Here is a 12375-nt window from a genome sequence, read left to right as displayed (position 1 = left end):
TTTTCACAGTAGAGATGCAGGACGTTGCGTCTCTATTTACGTATTAACCCTGATGTTGATATTTTGGATATATGCGTTGTGAACATAATTAATTTTTAAAGATGTCCAATACTCGATAAAACCTTGAGCAAATACTGTGTCAACGTGTGGGCATCAACTCCCAACTCAGTGCGATCGCTTGCTGCCATTATCCCAGCTTTTGCGTGCCACCATGCAGCCGTGGCGACGGTTTCATCTAGGTTCTTTTGGCGGAGAATATTTTGTGCCAATAAACCCCCCATCAATCCTGTTAACACATCACCACTGCCACCACGGGCTAAAGCTGGGGTACTTTCTGGGACTATCCAAACATTGCCCAGGGGGTTGGCAATTGCCGTTCTTGCCCCTTTGAATAAAACTGTGGCTTGACTTTGCTTTGAGGCTGCAACAACTGCTGTGATTCTATCTTGGGTGGGGATATCGGGGAAGAGGCGTTGAAATTCGCCAGCATGGGGTGTAATTACTGTATACGCTTGTCTTTTTCGTAACTCTTGATTCGTCCCCAAACTTGCTAAAATATTCAAAGCATCGGCATCCAGGAGTAATGCTGTAGTACTTTCCAATACCTGCCGAACAATTGATCCCGCATCACGAGTTAATCCTGGACCACAAGCGATCGCATCAAAGGAAGTTAAGCTAATATTTTCGGGTAATTTTAACTGGGCAATTGCCCCGGTTTCCGTCTCTGGACAGCCGATAATTAGGGCTTCTGGCAACTGTGCAACTAGTAAATCTTGGAGGGATTCTGGTACTGCAATCGATAGCATCCCCACACCACTACCACGCGCACCCAAACCTGTGAGAATTGCCCCTCCTGCGTATCTTCGGGAGCCACAAATTAAAAGTAAATGTCCTTGTTGATACTTGTGGGTGACAGATGGACGAGGTAAGGGTACGGTTGAGGATACTGTAATATCAGTTACTAGTTTAATTTTCGGAACATCCGCCAAAACAGCATTTACATCTGTTTCGGGAATATCAAAGTCAATTAATTCAGCTTTACCAACATATTCCAAAGCCGAATCCTGAAATAAACCCAACTTCCACAAACCCAAACACAGAGTGTGAGTAGCGCGGATTGCAGTCCCCAAAACTTCCCCAGTATCGGTATGTAACCCGGAAGGAAGATCAATGCTAATAACTGGTTTTTGCCAAAGATTTACTTGATTAATTGCAGCAGCAACATCACCAACTAATTCCCTTTCCAAACCGAAACCAAACAACCCATCAATAATTAATTCCGCATCCTCCAAGGAACTCACGGAGGTAGATGAGGGAATCCCCAAGCTTTGAGTATATTGAAGGTGTTGAGAAGTCAATTCCTTAACTTTGGAAAAAGGACAATAGATCCCCACATCATAACCCCGGAAATGTAACTCACGGGCAACTACAGCTGCATCTCCCCCATTATGTCCTGGTCCCACCAGTATCCCGACATGTTTGGTCGTAGCAATGGGGTACAGTTGGAGAATGCGACTATATATCATACCTGCCACCTTTTCCATCAATGCAGCAACGGGCATCCCAGCCGCAAAAATCCGTCCCTCAATATCGCGCATCTGCTGCGCTGTTACTACAATCTGGGGAATTGCTCTTTTAGTCAAAATATCACCTCTAGAGATATAGCAGTAGCCATAATTGTTAGGACATTTGTATTTTCTCGTTTACTATTAACTATTATTCAAGATGCTAACATTTCACTAAAGATAACAACAGGTAAAGCCGGAAGATTGCGAAAACCCTTATCATTGGTAATAAATTGGTTACAACTAACAGATAAAGCTGTTGCAGCATGAATAGCATCGGGCGTTTTGAGGTTGGTTTTAGCCCTAAGATTAGCAGCTTGCCGCAGTATTAATTGACTTATAGGAATTAACTGGATTTGAAATAATAATAGTTCTTCATAGTCTGCTACCAAAGAATTATTGGCATTACGTAATGGAACAACTAAAACCTCCATTAATATTAGTTCACTGCTGATAATTTGAATTTCTCCGGTGTAAAACTTAGACCACAGTGGTTGCAGAAGAGAATAATAATCAGGATTACCTTCAATAGTATAAATAGCCACCGAAGTATCTATATAAATAGAGCCACTTGTTGGAAGTATTAGCTGTCCCATGATAAGCGTTCTTCTTGTAGTTGTCTGTCTATATCCTCAGCAGATCGAGAAGGATGTCTCCTGCGACTTTCTTCTATAATGTCCAGTACAGAACGCTTTTTGGTTTCTACTTTTTCTGGTAGGATCACAAATACATCAACACTATCGCCAATCTCAGCTTCGGGTATTTCAATTTCTATCTTGTTTCCTGGTAAAACTTTGGTTGTGATACGTAAAGCTGGTTGCATAATTTATAATTCATAATTCGTAATTCATAGTTTAAACCCATTTGGGGGTTTAATTCCCATGCTCTGCGTGGGAGCCTCAAAGGAATACGTTTCCAGGCAGAGGCTAGAAATTATTACCATTACGCAATGGAACAACTAAAACCTCCATTAATATTAGTTGACTGCTGATGATTTGAATTTCTCTGGCACGAAACTTAGAGCATGTTTAAAAAGTTTTGGGAGGCATAGTTTGTCATTCTGAGCGTAACGAAGTGGAGCGTAAAGCCTTTAATTGAATTGCTGGATGCCTTCGGTTATCGAATTGGTATTGTTGAGAAATCCAACTGTTCACACAATCTCTAGAAGAAAAGCCAAATTTACTTTGAAAGTTTTGCTATTTATTGAGAGCATGTCAACTTTGTTAGAACAAAAGAACTAAACAGGTTCTAAAGCTGGGTGTTAAGATAAGCGCAGCGATGCTTGAGAACTTGAGGGACATTATATTCATTCCACTGTGCTCCAGAGATTTTTAATCGTCGATCTATCTGTTTGATAGTAGACTCGACAGCGCCAGAACCAAAATAGACAAGGTTTAGTTAAAATTTTTTGATTGGTAACTGAAACTGTTTTTTTTGGCGCTACAATTCATTTTAGCGAACTGAGAAAAGCCATTCTGGCATCTAACAAACAGTGCTTGTGCGATGCCCTTGGCAACCACTTTGTGCGATCGCATAATTGCCAGAACAACTAATAAAACTACAACCAAATTTACTTCCCGTAGTAGACTCTAGAGTTATCAAAGCCCATATTTTGTAAATAATTATTCCACTGTTCCGCTTGTAACCGTTGACTAAATGGTCCCACTGCGATATGGGTTCCCCTGGGTTCATTGCGACGGATAACCCCTACTACTTGCCCAATATTGCCACGAATTTTATTTTCAATGGTGATTAACTCATTAGGATTACCAGGAATAGCTACATAATAATAATCGGAACGCCTTTGCTCATAGTTAGGGTTAGGATTAGGATTATTGCCACCACCATTGTTAATATTCCCTCCAGAAGCATAATTCATTTCCTGACCATTGGCTAAATTGAAGACACGTACACCACCAATTCGATTATCAGCTAGTTGTCGGAGTCGGTTTTGGACGTTAGTAATGCGAGTGAAAGTTCCTGCTTGAATAACTGAACCACCTTGAACCGCACGAAAATATGCAGTTGGTTCAATTTGCCGTACTTGTTGGAGAACTTGAGGACTATTACTGTTAACAATGACTAAATAACGCTCGTTGTTTTGGCTATACTGGTACTGAGTGGTGGGTTGGGCTGGTGGTGTAGCTTGGTTATAATTTGGCGCTCGAAAATCGTAAGTATTGGTACTGTTAGTCACATAGCCTCCAGGACTTACAGGTACGGGTGGCAACTGCTCAAAGCCTCCTGGGGTAACAGTTTGTGCAGATATTGGAGATGATGTTAGGAGTAGGAATAATGGCAATGTTCGCAGAGAAAGTTTAATTACCAAGATTTGCTGTAAAAAACGGGTGGGTAATGCACTCAACATATAAGTAAGCTACTAAATAAAGGAACTAGAAACTGAATAGTCACTACAGGAAGTAGATTTTTAGGAATACTGGATACCAAAGGCTACAGTAGATAAGACAGTATGAAAAGCTTTTAAGTGATTTACTTACTTCCAAGCGTGATGTTTATTTGCACCATTGTACATATACATAGAATTTTTGCCTGAATCTAAAATTTTTTCTTCAAAACCCAAATCTTTATGTCAGTACGCTGTGTTCGGGTGTGTCAAAATAGATCTTGTAAGAAACAAGGTGCAAAGTCTGTGTTAGAGGCTTTTCAAGCTTTACCTGTAAATGATGTTACGGTGACGGCAAGTGGTTGCTTGGGACAATGCGGTAATGGACCGATGGTATTAATTTTACCTGAGTTGGTTTGGTACTGTGGTGTCCAAGCCAGCGAGGTTGCTTTGGTGGTAAAAAATCACCTACTTGAAAATAGAGTAGTTACATCAATGCTGTATTCTAAATTTCATCCTACCGCCACGGAAACAGCAAATCCTAAGTAGAGGTCAATCCCTTTCCAAACCTGCGATAGCGAGGGTGGGCTATTTTTATGCCTCACCAAGTTAAAAGTAAGCGCAATTGCAATACCTTTTGTACTGGTAGTTGTTTTGAGGGCCTAGAGGTGCTTTGATAAGACCTTTGAGGGTTTTCGGATTCATTCAAGAATCCCCCTGATTCATCAGTGGGGAGTATCAAAGACCTGTAAATTATGATATAAATACGTTTGTTTGGGGTAATGCCTTGCGTGATTAAAATTTAACTGTCCTATGAATGTTCAGGGCTTGCGTCAGTCTTTAAAGTTTAAGTGGCTGCAATACTATCGTCAAAACCGTCATTGGATGGAAAAAATGCAGATTTGGGCAACGTTTGAAGAAGAACGTCGTCCACTTTCCAGCTTTATTTTGGCAACTGTGACGGTGATGGAACCAGAGTTAATCGATATGTTGCCTTTGTTGGCAGAATTAAATAGTGATCCAGATGCGATGGTTGCTGCTTTGGGACTAAATTTCAATCCGGAAGCTGAATTAAGTTTGGTTGAGGTGAATAGTTCCCATAATCAAGAAGGGACAATTGTCAAGGAAAATTTAGTAGAACAACCAGAATCCGGGGTTCAATTGCGAGTTGCGATCGCTTCTTCCTATCTGAGGCAAGTTCGCTTCGGAGATACTTTAGCGCTTCGGAATAATAATGGTAGCCAAATTGTCAAAGTCTTTCCCGATGAAGTTAATCAAGCACCAATAATTCAACCACGTAATCTGTCTAACTGGATTGATGATTTTTGTCAAGGTCGAGATTTCAATCAGGAGGATGTAGCTTTTATCCCATTTTAGGGTTGGTTGTTGTGGTGACTGCCTTAGTTGTGAAATGCGTAGTTTACCACCGTAGGTATCGCTTTGTACCTTGGAAAAGCTAATCTTGAATATATAGACTTATAGCGGATCAAAATTGTTTGCCTCAATCACGTTCGGGGGTTCAATTCCCCTCCTTCTAAAAGCAGCGTGTTTTCTGTCCTTCCATAAGCTCAGTAACCACCAGCGTGAATTTTTTGATAAAGTTTGTTCAAGACGCTTTAATTGGTAATTTCACAATAAATTCTGTACCCTCTCCAACTATAGATTTGCACTCTAAACTGCCTTGGTGACGTTCAGTAACGATTTGATAACTAATTGATAATCCCATACCTGTCCCTTTACCTACGGGTTTTGTTGTGTAAAAAGGGTCAAATAATCGCTGTTTCACTTCTTCAGTAATGCCCGTACCATTATCAATGATGCGAATCAGAATATTGTGACGGTCAATTACTTCAGAAGTAATCTCAATAGTTGGTTGTTTTGTTAACTTATTTTCGATTCCAGTTTCTAATGCGTCAATTGCATTAGCGAGAATATTCATAAATACTTGATTTAATTGTCCTGCATAACATTCAATTAAAGGTAAAATTCCATACTTTTTAATTATTTTAATTGTTGGATAGCCTGACTTACCTTTGAGACGGTGTTCCAAAATCATTAAAGTGCTATCAATGCCTTCGTGGATGTTGATAATTTTTAATTCAGCTTCATCTAGACGAGAAAATGTCCGTAATGAAGTGACAATTTCGCGGATTCTATTTGCTCCGACTTTCATTGAAGTGTAAATTTTTGGTAAGTCTGTAAGCAGAAAATTCAAGTCTATAATTTCAGCTTCGGCTTGAATTTCGGCATGAGGTTGGGGGTAGTAGTTTTGATATAGATTTAGCATTTTTACTAAATCTTGACCATATTTTTCGGCATGATCCAAATTACCGTAAATAAAATTTACAGGATTATTAATTTCATGGGCAACTCCTGCAACTAGTTGACCTAATGATGACATTTTTTCATTTTGAATTAGCTGCGACTGTGTACGCTGAAGTTCTTTGAGGGTTGCTTCTAATTCTAACTTTTGGTGACGCAGTTGAATTTCAGACTTTTTTAATGCTGTTTCAGAGCGTTTGCGATCGCTAATATCGCGGAAGTACCAAATTCTACCAAAATACTCTCCACCTTCACAAACAATCGGGGCTGAATAGCGCTCAAATACTCGATTATTTTTTAAAGCCACATCATTGTACAGAAATGCGGTTCTTTGTTCGGATAAAAAATCAAGGGTAAGCAGAAATTCTTCTGGATGGATTAATTGGGAAAATATCTGTTGGAGTACTTCCTCATCACTCAAACAATTATCTACGGTTATGGGAATTTGCCACATCTCACAAAAACGTCGATTGTATGTCTGAATTTTTCGTTTTTCATCGATTATTAAAATTCCATCAATTCCCGCTTCAAATTGAGCGTTAAAAATTGAATTAATTCGTTTAACTTGTTTTTCTAGTTGCCTAGTTTCAGTAATATCAATAAATATTCCATGCCAAGTTATTATCCCATTACTTTGCTGTTCAGGATGAGAAAATCCGCGCAACCATTTAATTTGTTGTGAGGGTGTGATAATCCGACCTTCCCAAGTCCAGGGTTTCAAGGTTCTACCTGATTCAGCTACAGATTCAATGAATGATTTACGATCTACTGGGTAAATTCCATTCATCAAAGTTGGTGAATTGTGAGTAATTTCTTGAGACTCAATTCCTAATATTTCAGCATACCTGTCAGATATATAAGTAAAGTAAATTCTACCATCAGGATTTAAGCAAAATTCATAAACTAAACCAGGTATATTTGCCATCAATTTTTTCAACCTAGATGCGCTATTTTCGAGATCTGTTTCGATCTTCTGATTTGTGTCAACACCTGCTGCAAGTTTTTGTTCTAATTCTTGAACCCGTTGACGTAAAGCGATAAGTTCTAGGTTGATAGTTTCGGTGGACATGCTTGTTCAAAAATATACTTTTTATAAAGCTGTGGGGAATCAAGACAAGTTTAAGACTGCACTAAGTAGGTGGAAAAAATTATTGTTGTGGGCAGTGAGTAGTGGCAAAGATGTGGGTTTAATTTATACTTTGTTACACAGCGGGAACTTTTTTGGAGGCGGAAACCCCGAAAAATAGTTTTCAAGAAGTTGTGTTGATTTATGGCGACTTACTTACACTACTGGAGGCTATTTGTATTCTAATTAGTGGATATCCGTAGGGAAAATACTGAATATTTTTCGATAAATGAACAAAGCTACGAGGCAACATATATAGGATTCTATCAAAGCAATGTAATGGAAATAGGATTAAACAATTTTACAATATATAGGTTCTATAATATACAACTTACACTAGTTTGTTTATCAGAACAAACACGCAATAACAATGTTTTATTTAAGACTAAGTATCACACGTAACGAAACCCAGTTTTTTACAATTCCAGAAGTCCCTTGGAAAAACAAGACAGCAGGGAACTTGTAAAGAGGCAGTGTTGCCACGTCTGTATAATTACCCTACTCGTGAAGAAAGGAAGAAACTGTAATTGATTCTTCCTCCAAGCTTCCCTTTGATTTTTGAGAAATTTAACTGATTTTGCGGAATTCCCCACGGCTCTACAGCCTGGGGATGGATAGCAGGTCAGTCAAGGGGGTTCAATGCCCCTTTGACTGATAATCTTCTTATGAGGTCGCGCAACACTTCTGTCTGATTTCTTTGAGTCAATTCGCAATACTTCTGCAAATGTTCTTTTTCCCGTTCAGATAACCTCAAGCTAATCTGTGTCATGGTAGCAAATAAAGTATAGATATGCTACCATTATAGTGGTTGTTGACCCACCCACTCGACTCATATAACAAACGGCTACAGTAGCGGTAATACGCTTGCCTAGACTAAGAGCGAGAGAAAAGGGAAAAGATCTCGGTCACTGGTTCGCATGATTACGTTCTGCGGTAAAAATAAGCCATACAGAGGTGTACGGAAAAGAAATCAAACTGCCTGTGGTAGACGGGCGGCTGCCTGTGGACGCTTTGTAAGACCATCACGAGATTTAGTTCTCGACTTCCTCGGAAGTTCCTAACGTGGCAAGAGCGGTTGAGACGGGAAACTCCGCAGACGAATAAGACCGTCACTGATTCAATGATGTTGGAAGCCCCAACCTCGGCGAAGCAGGTTGGGGTACTTCACGGGAATTCTACTCATTATTTTCACCAACACGGCGAATATTAAGAATATCGCTCATCTTTTTGATTTGGACAAAGATGTGTTCTAATTGGATGCGATCGCGTATTTCGATCCCCAAGTCAATTAGGGCTGGTTGACTAAGGGTAGTTTTAACGCTAGCATGACGGACGTTGATTCCTTGGTCACTCAAACGGGAAAGAATATCCTTGAGGACACCAACTCGGTCTAAGGCTTCAATTTGCACAGCAATTGGGTATGTTTGGGGATGGGTGTGACGTTCAATTGCTCCATTCCAGGTTACAGGAATTAAGCGATCGCATTCCACATGTTCCAAGTTATTACAACCCTGTCGATGGATGGTAATTCCCCGTCCTCTGGTAACTACACCGATAATTTGCTCGCCGGGAATTGGTGTACAACAGCCTGCCAAGTGATAGACTAAGCCCTCAACTCCTAAAATCGGAGAATCGGAAGCGCGAGAAATTACCGAACCTGCTTCCCTAGAAACTTTGGGTGCAGACGTGGGCAAATTGGGGGGAATCTCGGTGATGGATGCAACGGGAGGTTGTTGAGATTTAATGATTTCTCGCCAGCGATTTAAGACTAAATTCAAGGTAGTTTCCCCATACCCCAAACCAGCTAACAAGTCCTCCACACTGTGGTAATTACATCGTTCTGCAACTGCGTGCATCGCATCTGATTTGAGAATATTTTCAAACCCGGTTTTACCTAGTTCTTTTTCCAGTAAATCACGACCCCTAGTTACATTTTCTTCCCGTCTTGAGCGTTTATACCACTGCTTGATCCGGTTTTTGGCTGCGGAGGTGGCAACAAAGTTTAACCAATCTAAACTAGGGTGGTTGCTTTTTTGGGTCATAATCTCAACTATGTCCCCATTTTGCAACTTTGTAGAGAGTGGGATCATTCTCCCATTTACCTTTGCTCCTCCACAATGATTTCCAACTTCACTATGAATACGGTAAGCAAAGTCTACTGAGGTGGAACCCGCACTTAAAGCAACTAAATCACCTTTAGGAGTAAATACATAGACATCATCTTCAAATAGATTGTTTTTGATGCTATCCATGTATTCTTGAGCATCTTTAAGGTCATTTTGCCATTCTAATAACTGTCGCACCCAGGTAAATTTCTCATCCGATGGACTGGTTTGGGTAAAATTAGAACCACCTGTTTCTTTGTATTTCCAATGTGCGGCAATTCCGTACTCTGCAATCCGATGCATTTCTAAAGTCCGAATCTGTGCTTCTAAAGGACGACCCCAAGGACTAATTACCCCAGTGTGTAACGACTGGTAGCGGTTTGATTTGGGTAAACCGATATAATCCTTAAATCTGCCGGGGATCGGTCGGAACACATCATGTAGCACCGCTAAAGCCCGGTAACATTCCTCATTGGTAGTTACAATTACTCTAATTGCTGCTAAATCATAAATTTCGTTAAATTCTTTATTTTGGCGTTGCATCTTTTGGAAAATACTGTAAAGATGCTTAGGTCTACCACTAATATCGGTACATTGGATTCCAGCCTCAACCATCCGAGTTCGTAGCATATCAGAAACTGTCTTCAATCTATCTTCGCGGGCATCGCGTTTTTCGGCAACATGTTTTTGCATTTCCCGAAAAGATTGAGGTTCGAGATATTTAAAGGCTAAGTCCTCTAATTCCCACTTAAAACGCCAAATCCCCAAGCGATTCGCTAGGGGAGCATAAATATCACGGGTTTCTTGGGCATTTCGACGACGGCTTTCCTCTGACATGACTTCCATTGTTCGCATGTTATGAAGACGATCGGCTAGTTTAACCACAATCACGCGGATATCTTGTGCCATTGCCAAAAACATGCGGCGAAAATTTTCAGCTTGACCTTCAGTTTTACTTTTAAAGTTGATTTTGGAAAGCTTGGTGACACCCTCCACTAAACGGCGAACTTCTTCGCCAAATTTACTTTCTATATCTTCAACTGTAACTTCTGTATCTTCAACTACATCATGGAGAAATCCAGCTGCTATCATAGCAGGACTGCCGCCTAGGTCACGCAATAGACCAGCTACAGCAACAGGATGGTAGATGTATGGTTCTCCAGATTTCCGGTACTGTCCTTGATGAAGTTGGTAGGCAAATATAAAAGCTCGGCAAATTAAATCTGTATCATTTGTCCTTCGAGCATCGCTAGAATCTGACTGTTCCGTAGATAGTGTTTTTAAGCAACTTTTTAACCAATCCGGAAGGTTGATGTCATCGGGAGTATTAGCAAGTATAGCGTTCATATTGGCTAGGATCTGGCGAGTTTTTTGGGGTAGGATGCAGAAGATAATGACGATGGAAGCGCCATTAACTCAAGAGGAATAGAATTTTGAAAAATTCTTGCTATGTGCGGTTGTCTGGAGAACAACTGTGGTTTATTCTGTTTAGGGGTCAAGAATCATAGTTGAAAAAATCCATAAGCAACAAACTTAGCCTCAAAAACTGGGTTCTGAGGCAATATATTTTGTCTATCGCTTAAAAAGACTATTCTACAAGAAAAATTCTTGACAATCATAGTATCTCAAGAAGCATTAGATGTCTCTAAACCAGGATAAATATGATACATTGATGACATTTTTGAGGCAGTTGAGTCTTAATGTCTCGGTGAATGAGTTGAGTTTACAGGAACTTAAAGAGAATATAAGGATATTACAACAATTTTTTCAGGAACAGATTGTTCCTTTGGATAGTGATGAGTGGTACGAACGTTCTTATCGCACTGAAATTAGTAAGCAGCTAAGGCTTTTGGATGTGGATATTTTATTTTTGCAGGGGGCAAAGCAGCCAGCGACGGTAGAAAGCAGGTTAAAAGCAATAAGCGATCGCATTTCCATTCTAATTAGCTATTGTCAAGCTGTGTTGGATGGGAAGTCGGAAAATGAAAGCTAGAGTTCACTTCTGTTGAATACTTCCCATCACAGTAGGTAATATTTAGTACTTTATTTTTTTCTAAATTGAAACTAACTCCTTTGATGTTGCGGTGTCTGGTAATAACCAACTTTCAAATTTACGTAATAGTCTAATTTCTTCAGCATCAATTCCCAAAATGTCTCTCGCTGATTCAACTGTTAGGTTTTCGTACTGACACATATCCATCTCATTCAAATTTTTCAATTTGATTTTCCGTCCGTAGGAAACACCTAAATCAAATGCTTGTAAATCTGAATTTGAAAAATTGAAAGGTGCAGGATATAGATATTGTGAAAATAACCTGAATATCTTTAAATGAATCCACTTGACTTTTGTGCTATTACCCATGGTAAAACCAACTACAAATGCTTCATCTTGAGATGATTTTTCTCGTCCAAGCAAGATATGAATATAATCATGGTTGCGAAGATGGATCTTGCCGGGAAATGGTAGCGGACTATCAGGGTTTTCCATTAACCACACTAAAGAAGGGATATAAGATTCTTCAAAATCAAAAGCTAAATTATAAGCTTCTTTGACTGTTAAATTATTAACGCTGTTTTCAAAACTTTTGGTTAGCTTAAAAGCCATCTGTATACCCCTAAACAATCAACAAACAAAAATACAGAACCAGCATATAAAATCATTGTTTTATCTTGAATTTGCAAATTTGCAATCAGCATTTGGCTAGAACTCATTGCCAATAAAATAAATCCGTAAGCGCTGATTTCGGTATTTGATGCTAGCAATATGCCCCCTAAAAGAGCAAAAAAGCTGCTAGAAATCTTCAAAATTTCACTCGATTTATGCTGCCTGATATTAAGGTGATAATTATTGCCGAATTTACGAATGGGATTTTTTTTTGCCATCTCGTTACCAATCACTTAAGTTAGATGATT

The 12375-nt window shown here is 39.6% G+C and carries 12 protein-coding genes and 1 pseudogene; 3 read left to right on the top strand and 10 right to left on the bottom strand.

Features of this window, described 5'->3' with window-relative positions; all coding sequences use genetic code 11:
* Nucleotides 1–95: 95 nt before the first annotated feature.
* From CAL6303_RS03810 to CAL6303_RS03795, 5 genes and pseudogenes are all read right to left on the bottom strand, one after another.
* Nucleotides 96–1646, bottom strand: a complete 1551-nt coding sequence (locus tag CAL6303_RS03810) for a bifunctional ADP-dependent NAD(P)H-hydrate dehydratase/NAD(P)H-hydrate epimerase (protein WP_041739057.1) — start codon at nucleotides 1644–1646, stop codon at nucleotides 96–98.
* 74 nt (nucleotides 1647–1720) lie between these two features.
* Nucleotides 1721–2161, bottom strand: coding sequence for a type II toxin-antitoxin system VapC family toxin (locus CAL6303_RS03805; protein ID WP_015196507.1), 441 nt, complete (start codon nucleotides 2159–2161; stop codon nucleotides 1721–1723).
* A complete protein-coding gene (locus CAL6303_RS03800; RefSeq protein WP_015196506.1) occupies nucleotides 2149–2388 on the bottom strand; it encodes a hypothetical protein in 240 nt (79 codons plus the stop codon). Before CAL6303_RS03800 ends, CAL6303_RS03805 begins: the two co-directional genes overlap by 13 nt.
* A 425-nt stretch (nucleotides 2389–2813) precedes the next feature.
* Nucleotides 2814–2945, bottom strand: a pseudogene (locus CAL6303_RS29765) (ISKra4 family transposase); the annotation flags it as partial.
* Nucleotides 2946–3135: 190 nt separating this feature from the next.
* A complete protein-coding gene (locus CAL6303_RS03795; RefSeq protein ID WP_015196505.1) occupies nucleotides 3136–3933 on the bottom strand; it encodes a hypothetical protein in 798 nt (265 codons plus the stop codon).
* 219 nt (nucleotides 3934–4152) lie between these two features.
* On the opposite strand from CAL6303_RS03795, the gene CAL6303_RS03790 reads away from it, so the two are divergent.
* Together CAL6303_RS03790 and CAL6303_RS28340 are read left to right on the top strand one after the other, a co-directional pair.
* Complete coding sequence (locus tag CAL6303_RS03790) at nucleotides 4153–4458, top strand: (2Fe-2S) ferredoxin domain-containing protein (RefSeq protein ID WP_015196504.1); 306 nt, start codon at nucleotides 4153–4155, stop codon at nucleotides 4456–4458.
* Between the two features lie 264 nt (nucleotides 4459–4722).
* Nucleotides 4723–5286: a DUF5331 domain-containing protein gene (locus tag CAL6303_RS28340; RefSeq protein ID WP_015196503.1), complete on the top strand. Its 564-nt coding sequence runs from the start codon at nucleotides 4723–4725 to the stop codon at nucleotides 5284–5286.
* Nucleotides 5287–5515: 229 nt separating this feature from the next.
* On the opposite strand, the gene CAL6303_RS28335 is transcribed toward CAL6303_RS28340, so the two are convergent.
* The 3 genes from CAL6303_RS28335 to CAL6303_RS03770 all read right to left on the bottom strand — a co-directional run bounded on the left by CAL6303_RS28335 (nucleotide 5516) and on the right by CAL6303_RS03770 (nucleotide 10809).
* A complete protein-coding gene (locus CAL6303_RS28335; protein WP_015196502.1) occupies nucleotides 5516–7300 on the bottom strand; it encodes an ATP-binding protein in 1785 nt (594 codons plus the stop codon).
* Nucleotides 7301–7979: 679 nt separating this feature from the next.
* Nucleotides 7980–8126, bottom strand: a complete 147-nt coding sequence (locus CAL6303_RS31005) for a ribbon-helix-helix protein, CopG family (protein ID WP_015196501.1) — start codon at nucleotides 8124–8126, stop codon at nucleotides 7980–7982.
* Nucleotides 8127–8532: 406 nt separating this feature from the next.
* Nucleotides 8533–10809 carry a RelA/SpoT family protein gene (locus CAL6303_RS03770; protein WP_015196500.1) on the bottom strand — a complete coding sequence of 759 codons (2277 nt, stop codon included), beginning with the start codon at nucleotides 10807–10809 and terminating at the stop codon, nucleotides 8533–8535.
* A gap of 292 nt (nucleotides 10810–11101) precedes the next feature.
* On the opposite strand from CAL6303_RS03770, the gene patD reads away from it, so the two are divergent.
* Nucleotides 11102–11455, top strand: a complete 354-nt coding sequence (gene patD, locus CAL6303_RS03765; protein ID WP_015196499.1) for a heterocyst frequency control protein PatD — start codon at nucleotides 11102–11104, stop codon at nucleotides 11453–11455.
* A gap of 60 nt (nucleotides 11456–11515) precedes the next feature.
* Here patD and CAL6303_RS03760 read toward each other — a convergent pair whose 3' ends face one another.
* On the bottom strand, nucleotides 11516–12067 hold the full coding sequence (locus tag CAL6303_RS03760) for a hypothetical protein (protein ID WP_015196498.1): 552 nt from the start codon (nucleotides 12065–12067) through the stop codon (nucleotides 11516–11518).
* A complete protein-coding gene (locus CAL6303_RS03755; protein WP_015196497.1) occupies nucleotides 12052–12345 on the bottom strand; it encodes a hypothetical protein in 294 nt (97 codons plus the stop codon). The genes CAL6303_RS03760 and CAL6303_RS03755 overlap by 16 nt, the downstream gene beginning before the upstream one ends.
* Between the last annotated feature and the right edge of the window lie 30 nt (nucleotides 12346–12375).

The sequence above is a fragment of the Calothrix sp. PCC 6303 genome (assembly GCF_000317435.1).
GTDB lineage: Bacteria > Cyanobacteriota > Cyanobacteriia > Cyanobacteriales > Nostocaceae > PCC-6303.
Note: the sequence above shows the minus strand (reverse complement) of the source record. Positions and strands in the feature narration are given on the sequence as shown.

What these genes read in the sequence shown, in the direction of transcription:
- CAL6303_RS03805 (WP_015196507.1), bottom strand. Translation starts at nt 2,161, where the DNA reads ATGGGACAGCTAATACTTCCAACAAGTGGCTCTATTTATATAGATACT.
- CAL6303_RS03800 (WP_015196506.1), bottom strand. Translation starts at nt 2,388, where the DNA reads ATGCAACCAGCTTTACGTATCACAACCAAAGTTTTACCAGGAAACAAG.
- CAL6303_RS03795 (WP_015196505.1), bottom strand. Translation starts at nt 3,933, where the DNA reads ATGTTGAGTGCATTACCCACCCGTTTTTTACAGCAAATCTTGGTAATT.
- CAL6303_RS03790 (WP_015196504.1), top strand. Translation starts at nt 4,153, where the DNA reads ATGTCAGTACGCTGTGTTCGGGTGTGTCAAAATAGATCTTGTAAGAAA.
- CAL6303_RS28340 (WP_015196503.1), top strand. Translation starts at nt 4,723, where the DNA reads ATGAATGTTCAGGGCTTGCGTCAGTCTTTAAAGTTTAAGTGGCTGCAA.
- CAL6303_RS28335 (WP_015196502.1), bottom strand. Translation starts at nt 7,300, where the DNA reads ATGTCCACCGAAACTATCAACCTAGAACTTATCGCTTTACGTCAACGG.
- CAL6303_RS31005 (WP_015196501.1), bottom strand. Translation starts at nt 8,126, where the DNA reads ATGACACAGATTAGCTTGAGGTTATCTGAACGGGAAAAAGAACATTTG.
- CAL6303_RS03770 (WP_015196500.1), bottom strand. Translation starts at nt 10,809, where the DNA reads ATGAACGCTATACTTGCTAATACTCCCGATGACATCAACCTTCCGGAT.
- patD (WP_015196499.1), top strand. Translation starts at nt 11,102, where the DNA reads ATGTCTCTAAACCAGGATAAATATGATACATTGATGACATTTTTGAGG.
- CAL6303_RS03760 (WP_015196498.1), bottom strand. Translation starts at nt 12,067, where the DNA reads ATGGCTTTTAAGCTAACCAAAAGTTTTGAAAACAGCGTTAATAATTTA.
- CAL6303_RS03755 (WP_015196497.1), bottom strand. Translation starts at nt 12,345, where the DNA reads ATGGCAAAAAAAAATCCCATTCGTAAATTCGGCAATAATTATCACCTT.